Source organism: Microbispora sp. H10949 (assembly GCF_014161435.1).
In the GTDB taxonomy this organism is placed as follows: domain Bacteria; phylum Actinomycetota; class Actinomycetes; order Streptosporangiales; family Streptosporangiaceae; genus Microbispora; species Microbispora triticiradicis.
This window is the reverse complement of the sequence record NZ_JABBWZ010000015.1, coordinates 59,558-86,425: the sequence shown is the minus strand read 5'-3', so window position 1 is coordinate 86,425 and position 26,868 is coordinate 59,558. Positions and strand designations below refer to the sequence as shown.

At 71.8% G+C, this 26,868-nt stretch carries 24 protein-coding genes; 15 read left to right on the top strand and 9 right to left on the bottom strand.

Features of this window, described 5'->3' with window-relative positions:
• Window positions 1–63: 63 nt before the first annotated feature.
• Window positions 64–717 (top strand): response regulator transcription factor, encoded by a 654-nt coding sequence (locus HHX40_RS31995; RefSeq protein WP_182883615.1) that lies wholly within the window; start codon window positions 64–66, stop codon window positions 715–717.
• Between the two features lie 81 nt (window positions 718–798).
• Window positions 799–1,914, top strand: a complete 1,116-nt coding sequence (locus HHX40_RS31990; protein ID WP_220499834.1) for a sensor histidine kinase — start codon at window positions 799–801, stop codon at window positions 1,912–1,914.
• 21 nt (window positions 1,915–1,935) lie between these two features.
• Here HHX40_RS31990 and HHX40_RS31985 read toward each other — a convergent pair whose 3' ends face one another.
• From HHX40_RS31985 to HHX40_RS31965, 5 genes are all read right to left on the bottom strand, one after another.
• A complete protein-coding gene (locus tag HHX40_RS31985; protein ID WP_310738376.1) occupies window positions 1,936–3,174 on the bottom strand; it encodes a L,D-transpeptidase in 1,239 nt (412 codons plus the stop codon).
• Between the two features lie 38 nt (window positions 3,175–3,212).
• On the bottom strand, window positions 3,213–4,304 hold the full coding sequence (gene fahA, locus HHX40_RS31980; RefSeq protein WP_182883613.1) for a fumarylacetoacetase: 1,092 nt from the start codon (window positions 4,302–4,304) through the stop codon (window positions 3,213–3,215).
• A complete protein-coding gene (locus HHX40_RS31975) occupies window positions 4,301–5,473 on the bottom strand; it encodes a homogentisate 1,2-dioxygenase (RefSeq protein WP_182883560.1) in 1,173 nt (390 codons plus the stop codon). The genes fahA and HHX40_RS31975 overlap by 4 nt, the downstream gene beginning before the upstream one ends.
• Window positions 5,474–5,615: 142 nt before the next feature.
• Window positions 5,616–6,269 (bottom strand): IclR family transcriptional regulator, encoded by a 654-nt coding sequence (locus HHX40_RS31970; RefSeq protein WP_244302139.1) that lies wholly within the window; start codon window positions 6,267–6,269, stop codon window positions 5,616–5,618.
• 185 nt (window positions 6,270–6,454) lie between these two features.
• Complete coding sequence (locus HHX40_RS31965) at window positions 6,455–6,658, bottom strand: EF-hand domain-containing protein (RefSeq protein ID WP_117410479.1); 204 nt, start codon at window positions 6,656–6,658, stop codon at window positions 6,455–6,457.
• 107 nt (window positions 6,659–6,765) lie between these two features.
• On the opposite strand from HHX40_RS31965, the gene HHX40_RS31960 reads away from it, so the two are divergent.
• Window positions 6,766–7,680 (top strand): SDR family oxidoreductase, encoded by a 915-nt coding sequence (locus HHX40_RS31960; RefSeq protein WP_182883559.1) that lies wholly within the window; start codon window positions 6,766–6,768, stop codon window positions 7,678–7,680.
• Here the strand turns inward: HHX40_RS31960 and HHX40_RS31955 are convergent.
• Both HHX40_RS31955 and HHX40_RS31950 read right to left on the bottom strand, forming a co-directional pair.
• Window positions 7,664–9,880 (bottom strand): sialidase family protein, encoded by a 2,217-nt coding sequence (locus HHX40_RS31955; RefSeq protein WP_182883558.1) that lies wholly within the window; start codon window positions 9,878–9,880, stop codon window positions 7,664–7,666. The genes HHX40_RS31960 and HHX40_RS31955 overlap by 17 nt on opposite strands.
• Window positions 9,881–10,180: 300 nt before the next feature.
• Window positions 10,181–11,287, bottom strand: a complete 1,107-nt coding sequence (locus tag HHX40_RS31950) for a cellulose binding domain-containing protein (protein WP_182883557.1) — start codon at window positions 11,285–11,287, stop codon at window positions 10,181–10,183.
• Window positions 11,288–11,933: 646 nt separating this feature from the next.
• On the opposite strand from HHX40_RS31950, the gene HHX40_RS31945 reads away from it, so the two are divergent.
• The 10 genes from HHX40_RS31945 (at window position 11,934) to HHX40_RS31900 (ending at window position 22,985) form a co-directional block, all read left to right on the top strand.
• Entirely contained in the window at window positions 11,934–13,313 is a 1,380-nt protein-coding gene (locus tag HHX40_RS31945; RefSeq protein ID WP_220499833.1) for a cytochrome P450, read from the top strand.
• On the top strand, window positions 13,310–14,212 hold the full coding sequence (locus tag HHX40_RS31940; RefSeq protein ID WP_182883556.1) for a terpene synthase family protein: 903 nt from the start codon (window positions 13,310–13,312) through the stop codon (window positions 14,210–14,212). Before HHX40_RS31945 ends, HHX40_RS31940 begins: the two co-directional genes overlap by 4 nt.
• 2 nt (window positions 14,213–14,214) lie before the next feature.
• The gene (locus tag HHX40_RS31935; protein WP_310738375.1) at window positions 14,215–15,780 is read left to right on the top strand and encodes a prenyltransferase/squalene oxidase repeat-containing protein; all 1,566 of its coding nucleotides are present in this window, start codon (window positions 14,215–14,217) and stop codon (window positions 15,778–15,780) included.
• Window positions 15,781–15,984: 204 nt separating this feature from the next.
• On the top strand, window positions 15,985–18,267 hold the full coding sequence (locus HHX40_RS31930) for a nitrate- and nitrite sensing domain-containing protein (RefSeq protein ID WP_182883555.1): 2,283 nt from the start codon (window positions 15,985–15,987) through the stop codon (window positions 18,265–18,267).
• Window positions 18,264–18,698: a roadblock/LC7 domain-containing protein gene (locus HHX40_RS31925; protein ID WP_117409735.1), complete on the top strand. Its 435-nt coding sequence runs from the start codon at window positions 18,264–18,266 to the stop codon at window positions 18,696–18,698. The genes HHX40_RS31930 and HHX40_RS31925 overlap by 4 nt, the downstream gene beginning before the upstream one ends.
• Window positions 18,695–19,069 carry a DUF742 domain-containing protein gene (locus HHX40_RS31920; RefSeq protein ID WP_117409736.1) on the top strand — a complete coding sequence of 125 codons (375 nt, stop codon included), beginning with the start codon at window positions 18,695–18,697 and terminating at the stop codon, window positions 19,067–19,069. The genes HHX40_RS31925 and HHX40_RS31920 overlap by 4 nt, the downstream gene beginning before the upstream one ends.
• Window positions 19,050–19,637, top strand: coding sequence for a GTP-binding protein (locus tag HHX40_RS31915; RefSeq protein WP_117409737.1), 588 nt, complete (start codon window positions 19,050–19,052; stop codon window positions 19,635–19,637). The genes HHX40_RS31920 and HHX40_RS31915 overlap by 20 nt, the downstream gene beginning before the upstream one ends.
• Before the next feature lie 273 nt (window positions 19,638–19,910).
• Entirely contained in the window at window positions 19,911–21,197 is a 1,287-nt protein-coding gene (locus HHX40_RS31910) for an extracellular solute-binding protein (RefSeq protein ID WP_182883554.1), read from the top strand.
• Between the two features lie 7 nt (window positions 21,198–21,204).
• Window positions 21,205–22,131, top strand: coding sequence for a carbohydrate ABC transporter permease (locus HHX40_RS31905; RefSeq protein ID WP_182883553.1), 927 nt, complete (start codon window positions 21,205–21,207; stop codon window positions 22,129–22,131).
• Window positions 22,128–22,985, top strand: a complete 858-nt coding sequence (locus HHX40_RS31900; protein ID WP_117409740.1) for a carbohydrate ABC transporter permease — start codon at window positions 22,128–22,130, stop codon at window positions 22,983–22,985. The genes HHX40_RS31905 and HHX40_RS31900 overlap by 4 nt, the downstream gene beginning before the upstream one ends.
• On the opposite strand, the gene HHX40_RS31895 is transcribed toward HHX40_RS31900, so the two are convergent.
• Window positions 22,975–24,669 (bottom strand): glycosyltransferase family 39 protein, encoded by a 1,695-nt coding sequence (locus tag HHX40_RS31895; RefSeq protein WP_182883552.1) that lies wholly within the window; start codon window positions 24,667–24,669, stop codon window positions 22,975–22,977. The genes HHX40_RS31900 and HHX40_RS31895 overlap by 11 nt on opposite strands.
• A gap of 118 nt (window positions 24,670–24,787) precedes the next feature.
• Here HHX40_RS31895 and HHX40_RS31890 point away from each other — a divergent pair, with 118 nt between their 5' ends.
• On the top strand, window positions 24,788–25,684 hold the full coding sequence (locus HHX40_RS31890) for a GNAT family N-acetyltransferase (protein ID WP_182883551.1): 897 nt from the start codon (window positions 24,788–24,790) through the stop codon (window positions 25,682–25,684).
• A gap of 152 nt (window positions 25,685–25,836) precedes the next feature.
• On the opposite strand, the gene HHX40_RS31885 is transcribed toward HHX40_RS31890, so the two are convergent.
• On the bottom strand, window positions 25,837–26,577 hold the full coding sequence (locus HHX40_RS31885) for a hypothetical protein (protein WP_182883550.1): 741 nt from the start codon (window positions 26,575–26,577) through the stop codon (window positions 25,837–25,839).
• Between HHX40_RS31885 and HHX40_RS31880 the strand changes: the two genes are divergently transcribed.
• Window positions 26,570–26,842: a hypothetical protein gene (locus tag HHX40_RS31880; RefSeq protein WP_182883624.1), complete on the top strand. Its 273-nt coding sequence runs from the start codon at window positions 26,570–26,572 to the stop codon at window positions 26,840–26,842. The two genes, HHX40_RS31885 and HHX40_RS31880, sit on opposite strands and share 8 nt — an antisense overlap.
• The last annotated feature ends 26 nt before the right edge of the window (window positions 26,843–26,868 follow it).

Sequence of the window (26,868 nt, the reverse complement as noted above, 5' to 3'; positions counted from 1 at the left end):
TTACGGGGACGGAACCGGAACGGTTACCCCGCTGTAACCGGTGGACGCGGCATGCTGAAGATCGTGAGGGTGCTGCTGGTCGAGGACCACGAGGAGTTGGCCGGGACGGTCGCCACGGGCCTGCGCCGTGAGGGCATGGCGGTCGACGTCGTGCTGGACGGCCACGCCGCGCTCGTCAACGCCGCGGTGAACGGTTACGACGTGATCGTCCTCGACCGGGACCTGCCCGGCCTGCACGGCGACGAGGTGTGCAGGTCGCTGGTCGAATCGGGGCACCCGGCGCGGGTGCTGATGCTGACCGCCGCCGGCACGATCGACGACAGGGTGACCGGCCTCGGCATCGGCGCCGACGACTACCTGCCCAAACCGTTCGCCTATGCCGAACTGGTGGCGCGGATCCGGGCGCTGGCCAGGCGGTCGCAACGGGCCCTGCGGCCGGTGCTCGTCCACGGCGACCTTCGTCTCGATCCGGCCGCGCGGAGCGCCACCCGTGCCGGGCGTCGCCTGCTGCTGAGTCCCAAGGAGTTCGCCGTCCTGGAACTGCTGCTGGCGGCCGAGGGCGCCGTGGTCTCCGCCGAGGAACTGCTGGAACACGCCTGGGACGAGTTCGCCGACCCCTTCACCCAGACGGTGAAGGTGACGGTCAGTCGGCTGCGCCGCAAGCTGGGCGATCCGCCGCTGATCGAGACCGTTCCGCAGGCCGGATACCGCGTCTGAGCCGCTCCCGTCGCGGCCGCCCCGGCCCGCGGGGCTCCCATCACCACGCCGATCAGAGACGACCGCCGGTCTGGAGGTTCCGTGAGGACCGTACGGCTGCGCCTGACCCTGCTCTACACGGGCCTGTTCCTGGTGGCCGGGGCGCTGCTGGTCGCCCTCGTCTACGTCCTGGCCCGTTTCTCGCCGTTCCCCGGCCCGGCACCCGCGCCCACGGCTCCGGGGGGTGGCGGACCGCCCGCCGGGACACTCGGACCGGATCACGTCGAGCAGGCCGCGAACCTGCGCCGCCTGCTGGTGAACTCCCTGGTCGCGTTCGCGGTGGCGGCCTTCGCGGCGATGGTCCTGGGCTGGTTCGCGGCGGGGCGCGCCCTGCGGCCCCTGGGGGCGATGACCGCGACGGTCCGGCGCATCACCGCCGAACGGCTCGACCGGCGGCTGCCCGTCTCCGGGCCGGACGACGAGCTCAGGCGGCTGGCCGTCACCTTCAACGACCTGCTCGACCGGCTGGAGGGGGCGTTCACCGCGCAGCGGAGGTTCGTCGCCAACGCCTCCCATGAGCTGCGCACTCCGCTGACACTGCAACGGGCCACGGCCGAGATCGCGCTCGCCGATCCGGAGGCCGATGCCGAGTCGTTGCGGGCCGTGCTGGGACGCGTGCTGGCGGCCGGGGAACACCAGGAACGGCTCATCGAGGCGCTGCTCACCCTGGCCCGCAGCCAGGAGGGCCTGCACCGGCGGGAGCGGCTCGACCTCGCGGCCGTCACCGCGCAGGCACTCCGGCACGGGGACGACCCCGGCCCCCGGATCGAGGCGTCGCTTCACCCGGCGCCCGCCTTCGCCGATCCCGCTCTGATCGAACGTCTGGTGGCGAACCTTCTCGACAACGCGCGGAGGTACAACGTGCCGGGCGGGTGGATCACGGTGTGGACCGGCGTGACGGGCGGCCTCCCCACGCTCAGGATCCGCAACAGCGGCCCGCCGATCCCGGCGGAGCGCGTCCCCCTGCTGCTTCAGCCCTTCCAGCGGCTGCAGAGCGGCAGGAAGGCGGGCCGGGACGGGCTCGGACTCGGACTGTCGATCGTGGCCGCGATCGCCGAGGCCCACCACGGCACGCTGGACGTCCGCCCCCGCTCTGAGGGAGGGCTCGACGTGACCGTCGCCCTGCCCGGTCCCGTCCTGAAGGAAGGCCAGGCCTGACCGTCGCGCTCCGGAGGTGCGTCAGGGGGGAGCGGCGCGGGCGCCGCCGGCGAGCCATTGGGGCCAGGAGAGCTGCCAGTAGCCCCAGCCGTTGTCCCACTCCAGCCTGCGGGAGGTGCCGGTGACGACGACGGGGTCGCCGCGGAGGGCGTGGTCGTAGAACCATCGGGCCTCGTCGGGGCGGACGTTGACGCAGCCGTGGCTGACGTTCACCCTGCCCTGCGCCCATGTGTTGTCCATCGCGTGGACGTACTCGCCGCTGTTGGAGATCCGCACGGCGTAGCCGATGAGCTTGTCGTAGTAGCCGGGGTCGCCCTCGCGGCGGCCCGGCGACACCATGCGGACGGGGTTGCCCTTGTCCATCGTGAGATGGGTGCCGCTCGAAGTGGTGTACTCCCTGGTGGTCGCCATGCCGGCGCTGATCCGCATCCGCCGCGCCACCACCCCGTCCTGCCGTACGACCATCTGGTGGGCCCGGGTGTCGACGGTGCTGACCATCGCCCGGCCCACGGTGAAGGCCACGCTCCGGTCGGCGGCGCCGTACGTGGCGGGTCCGGCGCGGACCCCGGCCAGGTGGGCGGTGAAGCGCACGGTCGTGTTCGCCGGCCACATCCTGCGGGGACGGTAGACGACCTGGGCGGGCCCCGGCCAGCGCCAGGCGCCCTCGACGGGCCCCCGCACCTCCAGCGCGCGCTCGACGGCCGCGCGGTCCTCCACCGGCCGGGTGAACGTCACGACGATCGGCATGCCGATCCCCACCGTCTCCCCGTCGTACGGCGCGACCGAGGCGACGGCCACCTCACGGCGCGGGCGGAGGGTGCGGAAGCTCGCGGCTACCTGGCCGGTCACGCCCTCGGCTCCGGTGGCGACCGCGTCGACCACGTACTGCGTGCCGGGACGCAGCGTCCAGGAGGACCGCCACACGGTGCGGGACGGATCGAACGCGCCGGGCACCGGATCACGCCCGGCGAACGCCAGCACGGTGGTGAGCCTGCCGCCCTCCGCTCTGACGACGAGGCCCGCGTCGGGCGGCGCCTCCGCCGTGCCCGACGCGGGGGCGATCGTGATGCGCGGCGCGGGCGGCACGCGCACGGCGCAGCCGGCGGAGAGCACCGCGCACCACGTGAGCAGCACCGCGAGCACCGCACGGCCCACGAGCACCAAGCGGCTCACGGGCGGCGCCGCGAACCGGCCGTCGGGCGTGTGCCGGTCCGGCCGGCCGGGCCGGATGCCTCGCTGGGGACGCTTGGGTAACTCCACGGGCCCCAAAGATAGCGAGGGGTGACGACAGAAATACGCTAAGTCGCCGGAAGGATCGTCCCCGACACCTCGCCGAGGCTCATCCCGTGCGAGGTCCAGGCCGTGATCGTCACGGTGTCGCCGTCCTCCAGGAACGTGCGGGTCTCGCCCGGCAGCTTCACCGGCTCGGCGCCGTTCCAGGTCAGCTCGATGAGCGAGCCCGGCTGCCCGGCGGACGAGACGGTCCCGCTCGCGAACAGGTCGCCGGTGCGGAGACCCGCGCCGTTCACGGTCAGGTGGGCGAGCATCTGGTCGGGAGTCCAGTACATGTCGCGGTACGAAGGCGTGGAGACCGTCTCGCCGTTCAGGTCGACCCGCAGGGTGAGGTCGAGGCCCCAGGGCGTCTGCCTGGTCAGGTACGGAAGGGGCTCCGGGTCCTGCGACCGGCCCTCGACCCTGGCCTCCTCCAGCGCCTCCAGCGGGGTGATCCACGCCGACATGGAGGTGGCGAACGACTTGCCCAGGAAGGGACCGAGCGGGACGTACTCCCACGCCTGGATGTCCCGGGCACTCCAGTCGTTGACGAGCGCGACCCCGAAGACGTGGTCCTCGAACGCGCCGGCGCGCCCGCCGAGCGGCGCCGGCACGCCGACGACGAAGCCGAGTTCCGCCTCGATGTCCAGCTTGGCCGAGGGCCCGAAGGACGGCCGTTGCCCGCACGGCCGCCTGATCGGCGTCCCGGACACCACGACGCTGCCCGCCCGGCCGTGGTAGCCGACGGGCAGGTGCCGCCAGTTCGGCTTCAGCGGCTCCTCGCCCGGCCGCAGGATGCGCCCGAGGTTGGACGCGTGCTCCAGCGAGGCGTAGAAGTCCACGTAGTCGGCCACCTCGACCGGCAGGTGCAGGGTGACCTCCGTCAGCGGGATCAGATGGTCGCCCGCGGCCGCGGCCTCGCGCGCCCGTCCCCGCGCCTCCTGCCAGGCCGTACGGCCGAGGGCGAGGAACGGGTTGAGGCTGGGCGCGGCGAAGACGTCCCTGCCCAGGGCGGCCGCCAGGTCGAGGACGTGGTCCCCGACCCGGACGCCGACCCTGCGGGGCTCCCCGGCCCGGGAGAACACGCCGTACGGCAGGTTGCCGAGGCCGAAGCTCATCGCGGCGCCGCCCACGTCCACGCGTAGCCGGTGTCCTCGCACGCGAGGGCGGTCTGCCCGAGGTCGAGCGGGCGGAAGGTGTCGATCATCACGGCCATCTCGGTCGTCTCGGTGTGTCCCTGGCGCACGGCCTCGACGGCGGCCTCCACCGCGCCCGGCTGGGGGCCGTGCGTGAAGCCCGCGGGATGCAGCGAGATCGAGCCGACGTCGATGCCCGATCCCTTCCTGGCTGTGTAGTCGCCGCCCACGTAGAACATGAACTCGTCGGAGTCCACGTTGTGGTGGTTGTACGGGATCGGCACCGCTTCCGGGTGGAAGTCCAGCGGGCGGGGGCAGAACGAGCAGACGACGAAGCCGGGCCCTTCGAACGTCTGGTGGACCGGTGGCGGCGCGTGGGTCCGCTTCACGATCGGCTCGAAGTCCCGGATGTTGAACGCGTACGGATAGAGGCAGCCGTCCCAGCCGACCACGTCGAAGGGGTGGTTGGCGTAGGTCAGCCGGGTCAGTCCGCCCCGTGTCCTGACCAGGACCGGCACCTCCTCGCCGTCCACGAGCAGCGGCTCGGCCGGCGCCCGCAGGTCCCGCTCGCAGTACGGTGCGTGCTCCAGGAACTGGCCGTACTGGGACAGGTAGCGTTTCGGCGGCCTGATGTGCCCGGCCGCCTCGATCACCAGCGCGGTCACCGGTCCCTCGGGCACCCAGCGGTGGATCGTCCCGGTCGGGACGACCACGTAGTCGCCCTCGGCCACGTCCAGCGCGCCGTACGCCGACTCGAACCTGGCCCGGCCGCTCGCGACGTACACGCACTCGTCGCCCATCGAGTCGCGGTACAGCTCACTCGGGGCGTCGCACGCGGCGTACGAGATGCGGACGTCGGAGTTGCCCGCGAGCGGCAGGCGCCCGGAGACCAGGTCGCCGCCGGGCTTCAGGTCCTGGGTGCGGAAGTGCCGGGGGGAGAGCGGCAGGTTCGGCGTGAGAGCGGGCGTTCCCGCGTCCACGGCCTCGGCCTTGACGATCGCCGTCGGCGCGTGGCGGTGGTAGAGCAGCGAGGAGTCGGAGGAGAAGCCCTCCTCTCCCATGAGCTCCTCCTTGTACAGTCCGCCGCCGGGGGCGCGGAACTGCACATGGCGCTTGCGCGGGACCTCCCCGACCACCCGGTAGTACGGCATGACGCCTCCATGTGTCCGGCTATCGGACGAGCATGTCCTATATATGTACGACGATTCGCCATGCCTGCCCCGATGTCAAGCGTGCGGCCATGCGCGAGCGGAACACGGCCTTCGCCGGGCCGCGGCCGGCGCGGGGCGACCGTCAGCGTGGAGGTTCGGTCAGGGCGGTCGTGAGCCGGGCCGCCGCGTCCAGGACGAGCGGGCCCACCTTCTCGGCGTCCAGGTCGGCGAAGCTGATCACCCCGACCGACGCCTCCAGCCAGGGCAGACCCCGGATCGGGGCGGCGATGCCCTGCGCCCCCTCCTGGAGCTGCCCCCTGCTCGTGTACAGCGGCGGCTCCGCGAGGCCCTCCCTCAGCGCGAGCAGCGCCCGCCCGCCCGCGCCGCGCGTCAGGGGATGGCGCGATCCCTCGCGGTAGGCGACGTGGAGATCGGTCCACGAGGGCTCGACCACTGCGACCGCGAGTCCTTCGTCGCCTTCGGCCACGGTCAGGTGGGCGGTCGCCCCCGCGTGCTCGGCGAGCGCGCGCAGCTCCGGCAGGGCCGCCGCCCGCAGCAGCGGATGCACGGCCTGGGCCAGGACCAGCACGCCGAAGCCCAGGTGCACCCGGCCGTTCGCGTCCCGCCGGGCGAACCCCTCGGCCTGCAGCGTCGTCAGCAGCCGGTAGACGATCGGCCGGCTGAGGCCCAGCTCCTGGGCCAGCTCGGTGGGCGTCCGCCCCCGGTTGGCGTCGGCGAGCAGCCGCAACAGCCGTAAGCCCCGTTCGAGCGTCTGCGCCGACTCGGCCGCCATCATGACTCGATTATCGCCGCCCCGGCACCCTGGAGCGGCGTGCTTCGCGGCTCTTCAGGGGTGCGCCCCGCATTGGTCCGGGGTGGCGAGGACCGGGCAGGACGGTTGCCCATCGGCAGGGACGCGTACGGGCTCGCGGGCGCCCGCCCAGACCTCGTCGCCGCCTTCGGTGCCCGCCCGGCGCCGGCTCAGCGTCCGCTGAGCCAGGTGGCGAACTCGTCGAGGTCGATCAGGCCGTCGCCGTCCGCGTCGACCTTGTTGATCGCCCCCTGTGCGCCCTCGGGCGTGAGCGGCTGCCCGAGCACCTCCATCAGGCGGACGAGTTCCGCGGCCGAGATCCGTCCGTCCTGGTCGGTGTCGATCAGGTTGAAAGTCGCCGCGTATTCGCTCATGCCGTCCTCCTCGGGATCGCGATCAGCACCCTAACCGAAAGCACGCACTGCCCACAGGGATCGCGGCCAACACTTTTCGTCGGTGGCGTCTGGCAGCATGACGACCCATGACGGTAAGCCTGGAGGGGAAGGTCGTTCTGGTCGCCGGGGCGACCCGCGGCGCGGGCCGCGGCATCGCGGTGGAGCTGGGCGCGGCAGGTGCGACGGTGTACGTGACCGGCCGTACCACGCGTGAGCGGCGTTCGGAGATGAACCGCCCGGAGACGATCGAGGAGACGGCCGAGCTGGTCACCGCCGCCGGAGGGCGGGGGATCGCCGTGCCGGTCGACCATCTCGACCACGACCAGGTGCAGGCCCTGGTGAAGCGGATCGACGCCGAGCAGGGCGGGCTCGACGTGCTGGTCAACGACATCTGGGGCGGGGAGCTGCTGTTCAGCTGGAGCGACCGGCTCTGGGAGCACTCCCTCGACGACGGCCTGCGCATCCTGCGGCTCGCCGTCGACACGCACATCGTCACCAGTCACTACGCGCTGCCCCTGCTGATCCGCAGGCCGGGCGGGCTGGTCGTGGAGGTGACCGACGGCACGGCGGAGTACAACGCCGCCAACTACCGCCTCTCGTTCTTCTACGACCTCGCGAAGACCTCGGTGCTCCGCATGGCGTTCGCGCAGGCCAAGGAGCTGGCGCCGTACGGCGCGGCGGCGGTGTCGCTCACGCCCGGCTGGCTGCGCTCGGAGATCATGTTGGAGCACTTCGGCGTGACGGAGGCGACCTGGCGGGACGCGCTGGTTCGCGAGCCGCACTTCGCCATCTCCGAGACCCCGGCCTTCGTGGGGCGGGCGGTCGCGGCCCTGGCCGCCGACCCCGAGGTGAGCCGCTGGAACGGGCAGTCGTTGTCCAGCGGCGGGCTCGCCCAGGTGTACGGCTTCACCGACGTGGACGGCAGCCGCCCGGACGCCTGGCGCTACATGGTCGAGGTGCAGGACGCCGGCCGCCCCGCCGACGTCACCGGATATCGGTAGCGGCGGAGCGGCCGAGGGTGGCGGTGACCAGGGTCCAGTCGACGTGGGCGACGGCGGCGTTGCCGCCCGCCGTGCCCGCGACCCAATGCGTGACCTGCGGCGCCTCCCTGCTGTCCGGCACGACCCAGGTCGCCCCGGTGTCGACGCCGTCGCGGGACAGCCGGGCCACGCCCGCGCTGTCCACGGCGACCCTCCAGGTGGCCGGCCGTCCGGCGCCGGTGAGCGAGACGACCTTCTCCCAGGTGCCGGAGCCCTTCTTCATCGTCCACACACCGCTCCGCTGCACCGTCAGCATGAGCCGCCGGGCGCCGTTGGCGACCTTGCAGCCGAGAGCGACCCCCTGTCCGGTGCGGGGATCCAGGGCGCTGTCGTCGATCACCCGGCCGTGGAACTCCAGGGTGAAGTCGCAGGCCGTGGTCACGTCGAGCGGCAGCGTGGCCTGCGCGACCCGGCTCGTGGTGCTGTGCAGGCGCAGGCCGCCGTCCAGGAGCGACGCTCCTCCCGCCGGGTCGAGCCGCCAGCCCTGCCAGGACCCGCCGGCCACATGGTCGGTGACCTCCAGCAGGTCGAGCACGGCCTCTCCGTCGCTCCGGACCGACACGCCCCTCGGGCCGGACGACGCGGGGAGGGCCCACCGGGAGGCCGTGGGGGAGGCGGAGGGGAGGGACTGCGCGACCACGGTGCCCGTGGCGTCGACGATCAACCGCCACCGGTCGCCCGCGCCGGGGACGGGCACCGGCCCCTGCGCGGTCAGCACCTGCGGCCCACCGGGACGGACGACGGCGGTGAGGAGCCGCCTGCCCGTGTCCACCTCGATTCTCAGGCCCTCACCCGAGGCGGGAAATCGGGTCACCCTGCCGTGGAAGGTCAGGACGAAACCGCCCGGCGGTCCGTACGGACGGCTGATCCGCCCGGTGGCGAGGCGCAGCGCGCCCGCCGGCTCCGGCACCGTCACACCGCCGCTCCGGGTCCATCCGTTCCATCCGGGGGCGATCCCGGTGAAGACCTCCTGCAGGTCGAGCCGGGCGGCCCTGATCTCGATCTGGTTGTGCTCCCAGACGACGAAGAACCGGCCCGGCTCGTACTCGTCGGCCGAGGCGTAGACGTCCCAGCCGCGGGCCGCCCCCGAGGTCAGTCGCCTGCCGTCGGCGAAGAGCCGTCCCGGGCCCCACGGCGTGCCCGGCAGTTTGACCTTGTAGTGGAGGACCTCGCGGTACTGGTCGGGCTTGCCGGACGCCGGGCCGGTGAACGGCCCGGCCAGCGTGTTGTAGATCGTCAGGTAGCGGCCGTCGGAGTCCCGGGTGAAGAACGTCTTGACGTAGTAGTTCGGCAGTTCCGGGTCCACGGTGAAGGCGGACCAGGTCAGCCCGCCGTCCACGCTCGTCGCGGTCGCGGCGCACGCCGCGTGCGAGCGGTAGTAGGCGTCCTTGTCCGCCGCGGTGCCGCCGCGGATTGTGCGGGCGACCATGAGCAGCGTGCCCGGGTCGTCCTGGGCCACCACGACCTGCGGTTCCTCCACCGACAGGCCGGGCGGGTTGGCCGCGAGAGCGCCGGGCGTCCAGGTGACCAGGTCCGCCGAGCGCAGCACGCCGGCCCTGGTGGTGCCCCCCGCCGCCTGCCAGTACGGCACCAGCCACAGGCCGTCGTGCCTCAGCGGCTTGCCGGCCACCACGACACCTCTGGTGTTGGCGGGCACGGCCACCGACACGGGGAAGCCGGTCCACGTGCGGCCGCCGTCGGTGCTCTTCTTCGCGACCATCGTGACGGGGAAGCCGTCGACGTTCCCGGCGGCGTCGCGGTCGGCGCCGATCGTGATCCGGCCGAGGAGCGCCAGCAGCGTCCCGCCGTCCTTGAGGAACATGACGTAGTGGTAGCGGTGCTCGGACGTGTCGGCCGCGAGCGTGCCGATGGTCCAGGTGCGGCCCGCGTCGCCGGAGCGGCCGTACATGATCGCGCCCTGGTCGGTGGGGGAGGAGTCGTGCGCGTCGGCCACTCCGGCACGCCAGGCCACCACGAGACGGCGGGCGTCGAGCGCGGCGATGTCGGGCACCCGGTTGCCCTCGTGCGGAAGCTCGCCCGGCGCCGGGCCCTCGGCGCGGCCGTCCACCCGGCCGTCCACCCGGTCGTACACGGTGACGGGGTCGCGGACGGCGGCGCCGACCACGTCGATATCGGGCCACGACCGGTCAGACTGCGCCATCGTCCCAGGGAACACGCCCGCCAGACGGCAGACAGGGCGGGTCGTAGGGAATTCAGTTCATGTGCATCTACCGGTAATGTCCACCGCCGCCTCGCCCCGGGCGGCTTGTCCTCGGGCGGCGGGTCGCGCCGCCCGAGGGCGGTGACGCGGAGTGGGGGGACAGGTGGGCCGTTCGCGTGGGGCCGTGCCGCCGCCGTTCGCGCGCGTCCCCCGGGGCCCGCTCGGGGCACCGGGGGACGCCGGGGGACGCGCGCCTGCCGGGCGGGCCGCCGCGCCGTGACCGGCCGGGCCCGGTGGAGGTCAGGGGATGGCCACGCAGCCCGGAGCGGGGGCGGAGTTGACGCCGTTCCAGGAGGCGAGGAAGCCCAGGGTGGTGGTGGCGCCCGCGGCGAGGGAGCCGTTCCAGCTCACGTTCTTCGCCGTCACGTTCGCCCCGCTCTGGGTGACTGTGCCGTTCCACGCCTGGGACACCTGCTGGCCGTTCGAGAAGGTCCAGGTCACGGTCCAGCCGCTGATGGGGGCCGTGCCGGTGTTCTTCACCGTGACTTCGGCCTGGAAGCCGCCGCCCCACTGGTTGGTGACCACATAGGAGGCGGCGCAGCCCGAGGAACTGGGCCGGGCCGACGGCGACTGGGACGGCGACGGCGACGGCGATGCGGACGGTGACGGCGAGGGAGAGGGCGAACGCGAAGGCGACGCGGAGGGCGACGGCTGTCCGCCGCCGAGCAGCGCCGCCAGGGCCGGGTACCACCTGTCGGCCATCTTCTGGTCGCCGCTCGCGTTGGGGTGGACGCCGTCGTAGGTGTCCGCGCTCGTGCTGAAGCCGGCCCACTGGTCGACCACCTGGATCGGGGACGCCGCGGCGGTCTTGGCGGCGGCCCAGCCGGGGATGGCGTTGTTCAGGTCGACCACCCGCTGCCCGCACTCGGGGCAGGTGCCCGGGTTCATCGGAATGATCTTCGCGACCAGCACCCGCATGTTCGGGTTGCTGGCCCGCATCTGGTCCACGAGCTTGCCGTACGCCGCGAGGACGGTCGCGGTGGGCTTGTTGCTCCACACGTCGTTGGTGCCGAAGTGCATCAGCACGATGTCGGGACGGGTCGCCGAGAGCCATCCGGGCAGCTGGTTCTGGTCGGCCACGTTGGTGACCAGCGCGCCGCCGTGACCCTCGTTGTCGCCGTCGTAGGCGACCGAGCAGCCCTGGGGAGGCAGCGTCCCCACCATGTCGATGTTGGTGAAGCCGTTGCTCTGCAACCTGTTCCAGAGCAGGGCCCGCCAGCAGCCGGGCGATCCGGTGATCGAGTCGCCCAGCGCCATGATCCGCACCGGTGCCGCCTGCGCGGGCCGGGTGACGAGCAGCCCGAGCACCACGAGCAGGGCCGCCAGGGCCGCGCTTCTCTTCGACATACCGCTCTCCCTCGTGCCGTCCGGCGCGATGGTAGGGAGCGGTGACCCGTCCGGCCCAGGGACGGCCCCGGGAGAACGGGCCTACCTGGGACGTTTCATGTACGTTTCAGTTTCGATCTTGCATCCGGATCCTGCGCGGGATCTTGGACGGGACCCGGCCGGGACGGGCGCCGCGACCGGCCCGCACCCGCCGTCGCCTGGGGCGATGTGGGTTCCGCCGGGGCGGCGGGACCGAATATGCTGCAGGTCCGTTCGCTTTTTCGCACGTCACCGAGAGGATTCGGTCCCCATGTACAAGGAGTTCCTCGGCGAGGTCGTGGTGTGGCTGATCCCCATCGTCATCCTCGTGGGCATCGCGCTGCTGGTGACCAGCCACGGCTGACGCCGAGCCGTGAGGGCCGGGCCGTTATGGTCCGGCCCTTTTCCGTTGTGCCTGGTTGTGGTGGTTTCGGCGTTCCCGAACCACGCCAAGGGGTCCCCGATGGTCCATCTGGTAATGAATCCCTACAAAAGTATCACTAGGCCAGAATCTTGATCAAAACTTCCTCGGCGTGTGATACTCCGCCAGTGACGATCGGTGTGGTCACTGGACGAGGCCCAGGCGAGGGGCGTCCGGCCACATGCCTACCGCGAGAGGGAGACGGCCGTGACTTCCGAGGCGATCGACATCAGGCCACCGGCGAGATCGTTATCCCTGCCATTGCGCCACACCCTCCGTCCCCTGCTTCGTGACCCGGTAAACACGCTCGCCGGACTGGCCCGGCAGGCGCGCGGCGAGGTCGTCCGGCTCAACCTGGGTCCGTTCCGCCCCTACCTCGTAAGTCATCCGGACCACGTACAGCACGTCCTGCGCGGCGACTGGGAGAACCACCCGCGGGAGGGCGTCTTCTGGAAACCGGTGGAGCGGCTGGCCGGCCGGAGCATCCTCACCGAGGGCCCCGACTGGGAGTCCAGCCGGAGAATCCTGCAGCCCCTCTTCACCGCCAGGTACGTCGCGAGCCTGGCCCAGGACATGGCCGAGACGATCGACAGGGAGCTCACGGCCTGGGAGGCGTACGCCCGGGAGGGGCGTTGGATCGACATCTGCGAGGAGCTGGCCCGCCTGGTGAGCCGGATCGTCATCCGGGTCCTGTTCGGCGACAAGATCTCCGTCGCGGACGCCGAGCGGCTGGCCCCGGCGTACGCGATCGCCGCGACCTCGTTCACCTCCCGGTTGCTGGTGCCCTTCGCGCCCGAGTGGTTCCCGATGCCCGGAGACCGGGCTTTCAGGCGAGCGGTCGAGGTGATCGACGACGTGGTGCTGCCGCTGGTCAGGCAGGCCCGCAGGGATCCCGGCGACGGCAACGACATCATCTCGGCGCTCGCCCGCGCCCGTGCCGACGAGGACGGCCCGGGCGCCGAACGGCGGATCCGCGACGACCTCGTCAGCATCTACGGCGCGTCGGGCGAGACCACGGCGGTGGCGCTGACCTGGCTGTGGCCGCTCCTCCACGATCACCCAGAGGTCGCCGCGCGTCTGTACGAAGAGGTGGAGACCGTCGTCGGGCGCGGCCCGGTGGACGCGTCCTGCCTGCCCCGGCTGACCTACCTGAAGTCGGTGTTCCAGGAGATGCTCCGGCTGTATCCGCCGGGCTGGATGATGCCGCGCATGGCGCTGCGGGCCAACCTCCTCGGCGACGTGCCGATCGAGCCCGGTTCCACCCTGCTCATCAGCCCTTACGTGACCCAGCGGCTGGAGGAGTTCTGGGACCGTCCGGACGAGTTCGACCCCGAGCGGTTCGCGGTGGACAGGCGTGAGCGGCGGCACCGGTACGCCTACTTCCCCTTCGGCGGAGGCCCGCATCTCTGCATCGGCCAGCACCTCTTCTACATGGAGGCGCCGCTGATCGTGGCCGGCATCCTGGCGCGGTTCCGGCCGCAGGTGCGCGCCCCCAGGCCGCTCACGCCGTTCCCGGGCGCGTCGCTGCGGCCCAAGGAGACAATCGAGGTGCGCCTTGAGCCCGTCGCCGGAGGCGCCAGGGCATGAGCACGGCACCACGCCCCGACGCCGGGCATCCGGCGTCGGCGGTGGCAAGTGGCAGGACCTGCGCCCTCGCGGCGCGCTGTCAGCGGGACCTCCAGGAGTGTGCCGCAGCGTTCCCCGAGCTGTTCGCGGCCAGGCCGTTCGACGCGACGCTGTACGCGTCGGTGTCCCTGGCCAACGCGTTCGGGTCTCCGGACGCGACCGCCGAGCGGCTGAGGATCGCCAACCGCACATCCCTGTGGATCTTCGCGGCCGACTGGCTGATCGATCACGAGGCCACCTCGCGGACGGAGATCGGCGACATCGTGCGCGGGGCGCTCGCGGTCGCGGACGGCCGCGCGCCCGATCCGGACACGCCGCTCACGCGGTTCCTCGCCGTCATCCGTGACGAGCTCGCCGCGTCCCCGCTCTTCCCACCGCTGCGCGCGGCCTGGCGGGACGAGCTCGAACGGATGCTCACGGCAATGGCGCGCGAGTGGGATTGGAAGCACCAGGTCTCCGGCGGGGACTCGATGCCCTCCTTCGAGCAGTATCTCGGAAACGCCGGGAATTTCGGATCGACGTTCGTCAACGTCTCGCACTGGATCCACGCCGGAGACCCCGGCGTCGTTCCCCGCCTGGACGAGCTGACCGAGGCGAGTGACGCGGTGCAGCGTGTGCTGCGTCTGCTGAACGACCTCGCCACCTACGAGCGCGACGTCACCTGGGGTGATCTCAACGCCCTCCTGCTCGGCGTGACCAGGGACGAGGTGGTCGCGCACATCGGGATCCTCACGAAGGAGTGCCGGGGGCGGCTCCGGTCGCTGCGGAGCGGCCGCCCGGACGAGTCGGCCTATCTCGAACGGCAGATCGGTTACAGCACGGGCTTCTACGGGCTCGCGGACTACTGGGGCGAACTGTGAAAGTGAACGACCTTGCCCCGCCGCCGGCGACCGACGTCGTGGGCGCGGCCCAGGACCTGGTGCTCGGGCTGATGTCGATGCCGTGGGGACAGGTATCCCCGTCCGTCTACGAGACCGGCCGCCTGGTGACCCTGGCCCCCTGGCTCACCGGGCACGGCGAGCGCGTGCGCTGGCTGCTGGGCAACCAGCGCCCGGACGGAGGATGGGGAGCCCCGGACGGTTACGGGCTGGTGCCCTCCCTCAGCGCGACCGAGGCCCTCCTTTCGGTGCTGGGCCGGGGCGAGGACACCGGTGTGCGGGTGGAGGCGCTGCGGGAGGCCGCCGTGCGGGGGCTGGCGCGGCTGTCCCGCTGCCTCGGCGACACGCGGCTGTCGCTGCCCGACATGCCGGCCATCGAGCTGATCGTCCCGTCGCTGGTCGCGCGCATCAACGACCATCTCGCCGCGAACGGGATGAGCGCCGCCCTCGCGCTGCCCGCCGGGATGAGCGAGGCCCCGCTGGCGGCGGTCCGCAGGTGGGTGGCGTCGGAGGAGGAGATCCCCCAGAAGCTCCTGCACGCACTGGAGATCGCCGGGGACGCGGCCCACGGCGCGGCCGCGGTCCACGTGACCGAGATCGGCACGGTCGGGGCGTCGCCCGCCGCGAGTGCGGCATGGCTGGGTGACAGAGGACCCAGTGAGCCCGGGCATCCCGTCCGCTGGCACCTCGAGGCGGTGGTGCGGCGGCACGGCGGCCCGGTGCCGGTGGGCCTGCCGATCACCGTCTTCGAGCGCGGATGGGTGCTGAGCTCGCTGGCGCGGGCCGGCATATCGTTCGAGGTCCCTCCGGAGATGCTGGTGGACCTCAGGACGGCGATCGGTCCGGCGGGTACGCCGGCGGGCGCGGGACTGCCGCCCGACGCCGACACCACCTCCGTCGCCCTGTACGCGTTGACGCTGCTCGGCCTGCCCCAGGATCCCGGCAGCCTGTGGGCGTTCGAGACGCCGACGCATTTCTGCACCTGGCAGGGAGAAGAGGGCGCGTCCGTCAGTGTTAACGCTCACGTGCTCGACGCCTTCGGGCGGTACGCCGCCGTACGGCCGGAGGCCGCCCCGGCGTACGCGCCGGCCATCCGCAAGCTGTCCGGATGGCTCCGCGAACAGCAGCGGCAGGACGGGAGCTGGGACGACCGGTGGCACGCGTCGCCGTACTACGGCACCGCGTCCTGCGGCCTCGCGCTGCACGAGTTCGGCGGGGCGGAGGCGGCGGACGCGGTGCGGGCCGGTGTCGAGTGGGTGCTGGACACCCAGCGCGACGACGGCGGCTGGGGCCGCTGGGCCGGTACGGTCGAGGAGACCGCCTACGCCCTGCAACTCCTCCTGTTCGCCGGCAGCGGGCGGCGGGTGACGGAGGCGGCGGCGCGGGGGTACGCCTACCTGCTGCGGTCGGCCGACGTGTCCGAGGGACCGCCGCTGTGGCACGACAAGGACCTCTATCGGCCGCTGGCGGTCGTGCGGGCGGCCGTTCTGGCGGCGATGCACCTCGCACAGTCTCGATCACTTGTTGTGAGGCTCGCTGGTCAAGTATGATCAACGCTCGGGAAATCCGTCATTTTCGGAAAAGTGGACATTATTGACCATATTGCTCCGGCTTGAGGGGTTTTCTTAGCATTTGCTAAGGTGTCCGAGATGTAGCGCGGGTTTTTGGGTGAGCAGCGCGTGCGACCCCTTGACGTCGGGCGATGTTAATCGCCGCGAAACGCTCGCGTATCGCCGATTTCGCAGGGTGGTCTCATGCGCTTCCGTAATTCCAGCGTGCGGACCAAGGTGGCGGCTTTGCTGTTGTCCCTTGTCGCGCTGTGGGCGTTCGCCGCCTGGGTGACGCTACGGGAGGGCCTCAACCTGGTCTGGGTCGCCGTCTACGACAGCGGTGTGGCGCAGCCGAGCGAGACGCTCCTGGTCGAGCTCCAGCGGGAACGGCGGCTCACCGTCGTCGCCATGGGGAACCCCTCGGCCGACCGCGGCAACCTGCGCGCGCAGCGGGCGCGGACGGACGCGGCGGCCGACGAGTTCCGCCGCCTGGCCAAGGGCGGCAACGTGCAGTTCGCCGCCGACGCGGTGCTGAAGCGGCGTATCGACGACATGATCCGCCAGCTCGACGGGCTGCCGAAGAACCGCAGTCTCGTCGACGGCGGACAGTCCGACCGCAGCAGGGCGTACGACTCCTACACGACGGTCGTCGACTCCGTCTACCGCACCTACGACGCGCTGGCCACCCTGGACGACAAGGACGTCGCGCACGACACGCGTACGCTCATCGACCTGAGCCGGGCACGGGAACTGCTCTCGGAGGAGGACGCGCTGCTCGCCGGAGCCCTCGCTTCCGGGCGGCTGACCGTGTCGGAACGCGCGAGGTTCACGGAGATCGTCGGCGTTCAGCGCTTCCACAAGGCCGAGGCCGTCATCGCGCTGCCCGACTCCGACCGCGCCATCTTCGAACGCCTGGAGCGGGGACAGAGCTTCACCCGCCTGCGTGCGCTCGAAGAGAACGTCATGCAGAGCTCGCGGCCCGGCGGCCTTCCGCCGATCGGCGCGGAGCAGTGGCGGGCCGCGACGGAGCCCGCTCTGGCGGAGCTGCAGAGCGCGATCCTGGAGGCCGGTGACCGCCTGGTCGAGCGGACCACGCCCGTCGCCGCCGCCGTCATCGCCCGGCTCCTGCTGGCCGGCGTGCTCGGCCTGGTGGCGGTCGTCGCGTCGATCGTCCTGTCGGTCACGACGGCCAGGGCGCTGGTCCGCCAGCTGGAGAAGCTGCGGGAGGCCGCGCTCGAACTGGCCAACGAACGGCTGCCCGGAGTGGTCGCCCGCCTCGCCCAGGGCGAGAAGGTCGACATCCGCGCGGAGGCGCCGCCGCTGGACTTCGGCCCGGACGTCATCGGCCAGGTGGGCGCGGCGTTCAACACCGTGCAGGAGACCGCGATCCGCACCGCGGTCGAGGAGGCGCAGCTCAGGCAGAGCATCCGCGACATCCTGCTGAGCCTCGCCCGGCGTACGCAGTCGCTGGTCCACCGCCAGCTGACCCTGCTCGACGTGATGGAGCGGCGCGAGTCGGACCCCGCGGAGCTGAAGGACCTGTTCCGCATCGACCACCTCGCCACCCGCATGCGGCGCAACGCCGAGAACCTCATCGTCCTCTCCGGAGCGTCCCCCGCCCGTGCCTGGCGGCGCTCGGTGCCCATGGTCGACGTCGTGCGCGGCGCCCTGGCCGAGGTCGAGGACTACACCCGGGTCACCGTCCTGCCCATGGGGCAGACATCGCTCAACGGACGCGCGGTCGGCGACGTCATCCACCTGCTCGCGGAGCTGATCGAGAACGCGGTGTCGTTCTCCCCGCCGTACACGATGGTGCAGGTGGGCGGTCAGGTGGTGGCCAGCGGGTACGCCCTGGAGATCGAGGACCGGGGTCTCGGGATGAGCCCCGACGACCTGGAGACGGCCAACCAGCGGATCGCCGATCCGCCCGAGTTCAACCTGTCCAGCACCGCGAGGCTGGGCCTGTACGTGGTCAGCCGTCTCGCCGAGCGGCACGGCATCAGGGTGTCGCTCAAGGCGTCGCCGTACGGCGGCACGACCGCGGTCGTCCTGCTGCCGCGCGAGCTCGTCATGGAGAGCGGCGACGAACACCCCGAGCAGGAGACCCGTCCTCGTCTCGACCGACGGGAACGCGGGGCGCGCGAGATCGCGCTGGTGGGCGCGCCCGACGCGGACCCGCTACCAGTCCAGGAGGTGGTTCCCGTGCCGAGGGCAGCAGAGACGCCCAGGCCCGCGCCGATCGCCGCCGAGCCGGCCGGGCCCGAGCCCCCGGCCGCGTTCACCCCGTCCGGGCTGCCGTTCCGGGTGCCCCAGGCGAGCCTCGCTCCGGCGCTCGCCGAGGAGCCGAAGGGCGGCGCGGAACCGGAGGACGAGGAGGACCGCTCGCCGGAGGACGTCCGCAAGATCATGGGCTCGTTCCAGTCGGGGACCAGGCGCGGCAGATCCGAGGCCGCCAAGCTGCTAGGTGAAGGGGAGGACAACCTGTGACACAGAAGACCGGCGCGTCCGCGGACCTCGCGTGGCTGCTCGACGACCTCGTCGCGCGGGTCCGCGAGGTGGAGCACGGCATCGTGTTGTCCACGGACGGTCTGCTGCTGGCGACCTCCCAGGGCCTGCGCCTGGAGGACGCCGAACATCTCTCCGCCGTGGCGTCCGGACTGCAGAGCCTCGCCCGCGGTGTCGGCGAGCGCTTCAAGGGCGGGCAGGTACGGCAGACCATCGTGGAGATGAAGTCCGCATTCCTGATGGTGACGGTGGCGGGGCAGGGCGCCTGCCTGGCCGTGCTCTGCACCGGCGACGCCGACGTGGGCCTGGTGGCGTACGAGATGGCGATGCTCGTCGCGCGGGTCGGGCAGTACCTCACCTCGCCCGCGCGGACGACGATCGACCGGGCCACGGGCAGGGAGGTCCGCCTGTGAACCTTGACTGGAGCCCGGACGAGGAACGCTTACTCGACGCGCCGACGATCCGCCCGTACGTCATCGCGCGCGGCCGTACGGAGGCGCAGGACCGCTTCGACCTCATCTCGCTCGCGGTGACGATCCGCCCCACCACCGGAGCGGAGATCGGGCTCGACCCCGAGCACCAGGCGATCGTACGGCTGTGCCGCCGGGCGATGTCGGTGGCGGAGATCGCCGCCCACCTGGACCTGCCGGCCGGGATCGTCCGGGTCCTCCTCGGCGACCTGTTCGACCGGGGGTTCGTGGCCGTGCAGCAGCCCCAACCGGAGATGGACGTGCTCGACGAGCGGATGTACAAGGCGGTGCTCGATGGTCTCCGGGCGCTCTGACACCCTGAAGATGCCCAAGGCGATCAAACTGCTGATCGCCGGCGGCTTCGGGGTCGGCAAGACGACGATGGTCGGCGCGGTCTCGGAGATCCGCCCCCTGCGCACCGAGGAGACGCTGACGAACCTCAGCGTCGGTGTGGACGACCTGTCCGGGGTCGAGGCGAAGGCGACCACCACCGTGGCCATGGACTTCGGCCGCATCAGCATCGGGCAGGACTTCGTCCTCTATCTCTTCGGCACCCCGGGCCAGGAGCGGTTCTGGTTCGTGTGGGACGAGCTGGCCCGGGGAGCGCTCGGCGCGGTGGTGCTGGCCGACACCCGCAGGCTGGCCGACTGCTTCCCCTCCGTCGACTACTTCGAGCGGCGCGGCACCCCCTTCGTCGTCGCGGTGAACTGCTTCGACGGCGCACCGGTCTTCGACCTGGACGAGGTCAAGCTCGCGCTGAACCTCGGCCAGGACGTGCCGATCCTGCTGTGCGACGCGCGCAAGCGGGAGTCGGGCAAGGAGGTCCTGATCGCGCTCGTCAAGCACGCGTACGGCCGGCGGCCGACCGCCGCCGCGCACTGACGCGTCCCGCGTCTTCGGGAGGCCGTGTCCCCACACGGCCTCCTTCCGTTTTCAAGTGACTTGAGAGGTTCGTGCAGTAAAGACGGATTTATTCCTTTATAGCCCTTTTGTGATTAGAGCGGCGAACATGCCTTCCTTTCGCCTCCGGCGGCTCGTAACAGCTGCACAACAGCCGTTGATATGAGCGTGAGCCCGCTGTAGCCTCTGCCCCATCGCAGAAACTATCGGTCTGAATTCCGAAAGTTTCGGTTGGAATCCAGAAGGGAAACCACCGTGAATTTAAGTCGTCGGAGTGCGGCGCTGCTGGCGGCGTCCGCGCTTGTCCTCGGGGGATGCGGTAGTACCGGGAACGATGCCGGCGAGAGCAAGAGCTCAGCCGAGGGCAAGGTGACGGTCGAGTGGTGGAACATCTGGACCACCGAGCCATTGAAGAGCTACGGCGCTCAGGCGATCAAGGATTTCCAGGCCAAGCACCCGAACATCACCATCAAGAGCGTTCCTTATGAGAACGAGGCGTTCAAGGCGAAGCTGACGACGCTCACGCAGTCCGGCAAGGCGCCGGACGTCTTCCAGACCTGGGGTGGTGGCGTGCTCGGCCAGCAGGTCGACGCGGGCCTGGTCAAGGACCTCTCCGGCGACGCCGGTTCCTGGCTCGGAACGTTCACCGACGCGGCGCTGTCGGCGTACCAGATCGAGGGCAAGACGTACGCGATCCCGGACGACATCGGCATGGTCGGCTTCTGGTACAACAAGGCCCTGTTCAAGAAGGCCGGGATCGCCGAGCCGCCGGGGACCTGGTCGGAGCTCATCGACGACGTCAAGAAGCTCAAGTCGGCCGGCGTCACCCCGATCGCCCTGGGCGGCAAGGACAAGTGGCCGGGCCACTACTACTGGGCCTACCTCGCCATGCGGATCGGCGGCCTCGACGCGCTGAAGCAGGCCGGTGCGAGCAAGGACTTCACGGGCGCGCCCTTCGTGCAGGCGGGGCAGAAGCTCAAGGAGCTCGCTGACCTCCAGCCGTTCCAGAAGGGCTTCCTCGGCGCGACGTACGGCGACCCGGGCGGCCAGGCCGCGACCATGGGCGACGGCAAGGCCGCCATGGAGCTGATGGGCCAGTGGGCGCCCGCGGTCGAGAAGGACGCCGGCAAGGGCCTCGGCGACGACCTCGGCTTCTTCCCCTTCCCGGCCGTCGACGGCGGCGCCGGCGCGGTCACCGACGCCTTCGGCGGCGGTGGCGGCTTCGCGATCGGCGCCGAGGCGCCGGCCGAGGCGATCGAGTGGGTGAAGTTCCTCACCGAGAGCACCGAGCACCGCAAGGCCGTCGCGACCGGCGGCGTGCTCCCGGTGCTCAAGGGCGAGGAGGACGCGGTCACCGACCCCAACCTGAGCGTGGTCGCCAAGAACCTCGCCGGGGCGACCGGGTTCCAGCTCTACCTCGACCAGGCGTATCCGCCGGCCGTGGGCCAGGAGGTCAACGACAGCGTGGCCCAGCTGATCGGTGGAACCAAGACGCCGGAGCAGGTGGCTCAGGCCATCACGGAAACGGCGAAGTCGGAGTAACTGCCGCGTGAAGACGACGAGACCCCGGAGCCACCGGCTCCGGGGGTTCACCACGATCCTCCTGTTCCTGCTGCCCGCGCTCGTGCTCTTCTTCGGGCTTGTGGTGGCGCCGATCCTGCTCGCCTTCTACGCGAGCGTCTTCAAGTGGAACGGCATGCGCGGCCTGCCCACCGACTTCGTCGGGCTGGCGAACTTCACCCGCCTGCTGGCGGACGAGGTCTTCCTGGGCGACCTGTGGCGCGGCCTGTTGCTGATCATCCTGTCGCTGGTGGTGCAGCTTCCCCTCTCGCTGGGCATCGCCATGCTGCTCAACCAGAGGATCCGCGGCCGGGCCTTCTTCCGCCTGCTGTTCTTCGCCCCGTACATGCTGTCCGAGGCGATCACCGCGGTCCTGTTCATGATGATCCTGTCGCCGACGGACGGCCTGGCCAACGTCGTCCTGGGCTGGTTCGGGGTCGACCCCCTCGACTGGTTCGCCGACCCGTCGTCGGTGATGATGTCGGTGTTCATCGTCATGACCTGGAAGTACTTCGGCTTCCACATGATCTTGTACATCGCCGGGCGACAGGGCATCCCGCGGGAGCTCACCGAGGCCGCCCAGATCGACGGCGCGACCGGCTGGAAGGTCTTCCGCTACGTCACGCTGCCGCTGCTCGGCCCCACCATCCGCATCAGCGTGTTCCTGTCGGTCATCGGTGCGATCCAGCTGTTCGACCTGGTCTGGATCATCACCGGCGGAGGCCCGTCGCACTCCTCCGAGACCATGGCCGTGACGATGTTCCAGTTCGGTTTCAAGCGCTTCCAGGTCGGCTACGCGAGTGCGATCAGCGTGGTGATGTTCTTCATCAGCCTCGTGTTCGCGCTCTTCTACCAGAGATACGTCATGCGGCGTGACCTCCAAGGAGCCTCCACCGTGCTGCGAGAACAGCGATGAGCACCAACCGCCACAAGCAGTCGCCGGCGTCGGGCGGTCTCCTGCGCAGCCTGTCCCTGCACACGATCGTCGTGATCACGGCGTTGTTCGTCGCTGTCCCGCTGGTGTACGCCGTGCTCGGCGGCTTCAAGACAACCCGGCAGCTTTCCAGCAACCCGATCGGCCTGCCCGACCCCTGGATGCCGGAGAACTACGGGGGCATTCTCGCCTCGGGGTCGTTCTGGCACATGCTCTGGAACAGCACCTACATCGCGGTGCTGACCACGCTCGTGGTCGTCGCGGTCTCGGCGCTGGCGGCCTTCGTGTTCGCCCGGTTCGCCTTCCGTGGCCGCGAGGCGCTGTTCACGATGTTCGCCGCCGGGCTCATGTTCCCGTTCGCGGTGGCGATCCTGCCGCTGTTCGTGCTGCTGCGGATGTTCGGGCTGCTCGACAACCCGCTCGGCGTGATCCTTCCGCAGGCCGCCTTCGGCATGCCGATGACGATCATCATCCTGCGCGGCTTCTTCCGGGCCATCCCGGGAGAGATCGAGGAGGCGGCGATCCTCGACGGGTGCACCCCGTTCGGCTTCTTCTGGCGGATCCTGCTCCCGATGGCCCGGCCCGCGATCGCCACGGTGTCCGTGCTGGCGGTCGTCAACAGCTGGAACCAGTTCATGCTGCCGCTGGTGGTGTTCAGCGACGACGGCCTGTTCACGATCCCGCTGGGCGTCCAGCAGTTCCAGGGGCAGTACGCGACGGACGTCGCCCGGGTCATGGCCTACATCGTGGTCGCGATGCTGCCCGCCCTCGGTTTCTACGCCGTGGCCGAGCGGCAGCTCGTCAGCGGCCTCACCGCGGGGGCCGTCAAGGGCTGAGCCGCGTGTACAGCCGTACGGTGTAGCCGAGCACCCGGAAGGCGCGCTCCTTCCGGTAGCCCTCCCGAAGCAGGTCCCGCTTGGCCGTGTCCCGCGCGGACGCCAGGTCGGCGGGCGCGGGATGCGGGCGGCTCACCACCCACACCCGGGGCGCCGCGCCCAGCGCGGCGACGAGGTCGGCCGCGGGCAGTTCCCGGCCGGCCAGCGTGCCCGACTCCGCGCCGCCGGCCCTGATCGCCGCGTCGCGGACCCCGTCGAACGAGGCGGGGTACGCCTCGGCGACCAGGCGGCGGATCGAGGGCAGGAAGAGCACGGCGTCTCCGGGCCGCCGTCCCGACCCGACGACCCGGGCCGCGGCGGCCGGGTCGTCCGGGCGGCTGTCGATCCGCCGGACGGCGGCCTGGTCCGGCAGGGACGCCGCCAGCAGCAACACCGGCAGCGCCACCGCGGCGGCTGCCCGCGGCGCGATCCGCCACCAACCCCGCCACCCACCCGGCGACCGGCCTGGCGACCGGCCTGTTGACTGGTTTGGCGACTGGTTTGGCGACCGGTCCGGCGCCGGTCCGGGCACGAGCTTCACGGCCCGGGCCAGCCCCGCGCCCGTCAGCAGCGCGAGCCCCGCCATCGAGAACAGGACGTAGCGGTCCTGGTAGAAGGGGTGGATCCGCGAGACGGCGATCAGCAGGGCGGGCGGCAGCACGGCGAGCGGCACGGCCACCGCCACGAGCCCCACGGCGTTGGCGCGTCGGTCGCCCAGCCCCGGTGCCGGTCCCGGTGCGAGTCCCGGTGCGAGTCCCAGTGTCAGTCCCAGCAGGACGAGCACGACGGTCGCCGCGAGCGAGAGGCCGGACCCGGCGAACCGCGCCACGAGAGCGCGCACCTCGGGCCAGCCGGGCCGCTCCAGCCATGAGACCTGGTCGCGCTGCCCGAACGCGATCCACGCGAGGGGCAGGACGGCGAGCAGGGCGCACGCGCTCGCTCCGGCCCACCGGAGCGGCACACCCCACCGCCGCGGCCCGTCAGGGACACCGGCGTTCTCGCCCGTCACCTCGTCTCTCGCGGTCCGCCCGCGGGCGGCGATCGAAACCGTGGCCGCGTGCGCCACGAGTGCCAGGGCGGCGAAGAGGTTGAGCAGGCACGCCACAGCCACCGCGACGGCGTACCAGATCCATCTCCTCGTGCGCGCCGGGTCCTCCAGCGCCCGCGTGAGCAGGCGCGTGGCCTCCACCACAGCGGCCCCGACCAGCGCGTACGACCGGCCCTCCTGGCCGTAGGCGACGACGGCGGGGGCCGTGCCGTACACGAGGCCCGCGTAGAGACCGGCCGGGGCGGAGACCAGCCGCCGTCCGATCGCCGCCACGCCGGACGCCGCGACGGCCGTGGCGAGGACGGAGGGAATCCGGATCGCGACCTCCGCCGGGACGGTGTCGCCCACGAGCCGGAGAAGAGGATGGAGCAGCAGGTAGTAGCAGCCGTGCACCGCGTCGACGTTCCCCAGCGTGTGCCAGAGGTCGGGCAGCGGCCTTCCCGCGACGACGTACGTCGTCGCCTCGTCCTGCCACATCGACCCACGCCGGATGCCCCACAGGCAGGCGAGCAGCGCGGCCAGGGCCGGGACGGCCGGCAGGGCCGCGTCGCGAGCGCTCCGCCCGGGGCGGGCGCCGGAGTGGTGCCTGATCCTCACACGTCCTCCGTGTCGTCTGGCTGGTTCGCGTCCCACCCGATGCCCCGCAGGGCAACGGGAAGGGGAACGGGGCCTAAGGTGAACCGAACGTGAGGAAAACTCGTAGGGAGAGACACCGATGACGGAGTCCGTCGTCGTCCGTACCGCGACAGAGGCAGACGTTCCCGGACTGCGCGCCGTCGCGGACCACTTCCGGCTTCTCGGCCGGTGGCCGGTGCGGCCGGACTTCCTGGACGCGGAGCGCGACTTCGGCGCCGTGGTCGTCGGCGAGGTGAACGGCACGATCGCGGGCTTCGGCGCGACCCTGCCCCGGGGGAAGATCACGCATCTCGGGGATCTGTTCGTCCTGCCGGACCGCCAGTCGTCGGGAGCGGGCCGGATGATCCTTTCGCGGCTGCTGCCGTCCGGCGCCCCCATGATGACGTTCGCCTCGGCCGACCTCAGGGCGCTCGCCCTGTACGTCCGGAGCGGCATGCGGCCCCGATGTCCCCTGCTCTACCTCAGCCGCCCGGGGGGCGGACGTCCGTCACAGAGCCGCCCCGCACAGAGCGGACGGGCGGCAGGGGCGGGGAGCGAGGCTCCCATGGGGGCCGCCCTCGCGGGCCCGGAGAGCGACCGCTTCGCGCCGAGAGCCCGCGACGTGGACGCGGCGGTGGCTCTGGACGCCCGGATCTCGGGCGGGGAGCGGGCCGCGACCCTCGGCTGGTTCGCGGGCCTGCCCGGCGTGACGGTGCGGGCCGCCGCCTCGGGGTACGCGTTCGTGCGGCTGGCCGGTGACAAGGCCGTCATCGGGCCCGCCGGAGGCGACACCCCCCAGGACTGCGTCGAGGCGGTGCTGGAGGCGGCCGGCGCCTGCTCGGGCGCGGACTCCGTCGAGATCGCGGTGCCGGGTACGCATCCGCTGCTGCCCCTGCTGCTCGACGCCGGATGGCGCATCGACGACCAGGACACGCTGATGACCAGCGAGGACTTTCTCTGTCTCGACTGCTACGTCCCGCACCCCGACCTCGGCTGACCAGCCTGAGCGACACCGCGGTCGGTTCGGAGCGGGCGTGGGCGTCCTGCCCGGCGGGCGAGCCGGGGGCGGGACACCCGGCCTTGGCGACGCTTGGGACGGGCGGGGTTGCCTCCCGTCCCCGGCCAGGGGGACACCGGGGACGGGACGGCTTAGGCGGCCCCTGCGGGAACAGGACGTCCAGCGCGCCGGGCCTGCCGGTATACGGTCGCCGGAACCACGCCGACCACCGAGACCACCGAGACCACGGAGATCACGGAGACCACCGAGACCACCCCGACCACCGTGACCACGGAGGTGGCGGTGGCGGCGCGGCGACGGACCGCCGCACTCCCTACGGGATCTTCCGCAGGTAGCGGGCCGCGGCCCAGCCGGGGATGCCGTCGGCGGTGTCCACGGCCACCCAGCCGTGGTCGGCGGCGCAGGCTCCGGCTGATGTTGCCCTGGGCCGGGCCGATCTTCCCGACGGGGACGTGACCGAGCCCCGCGCTCTCGCGGACGTTGAGGTAACCGCCCTTGTGCACGTGCTTCAGGCGGTAGGCGCACGACAGCGAGGGCCGGCCGCTGAGATCGAGCCTGTGCAGGTAACGGGCGGAGGCGAAGCCGGACGCGCCGTCGGCGGCTCGCACCGCGATCCAGCCGTGGGTGACGGCGCAGGCCCCGGCGAAGCCCCCGTCGGACACCCGCAGCCTGCCGACGGGGGCGTGCCGGCGCCCCGCGCCCTCGCGTACGTGGAGGAAACCTCCCGCGCTCACGCCCCGGAGGCGGTAGGCGCACACGCGTCCGGGGGCCTGCCCGGCCTGGCGCGCGGCCTCCTGACGGGGGCCGGCGGCCGCGTGCCGCCCGGGGCGCTCCGGCGGGCGGACGGCCTCCCGGTGCGGCACGGTGGCCACGGATCCGCCCGGTGCGGGCGGCCGGGCCGCCGCGAAGCCGTACACGGGATGGCCGAGCCACCCCGCCGAGGCCCACCCCGTCGAGGCCCACCCCGTCGAGGCCCACCCCGTCGAGGCCCACCCCGTCGAGGCCCACCCCGTCGAGGCCCACACCGCCAGCGCGGGAACGACGATCCTGGCCACTCTCACGATCTCTCCCTTCGGGTCGCGTCGCTCGACGCCCGGCGAGGGGACCCAGGCCTGCTCCACTCACCCGAAGTTGTGATCTGATTACCGTGCGTTTACACCTCG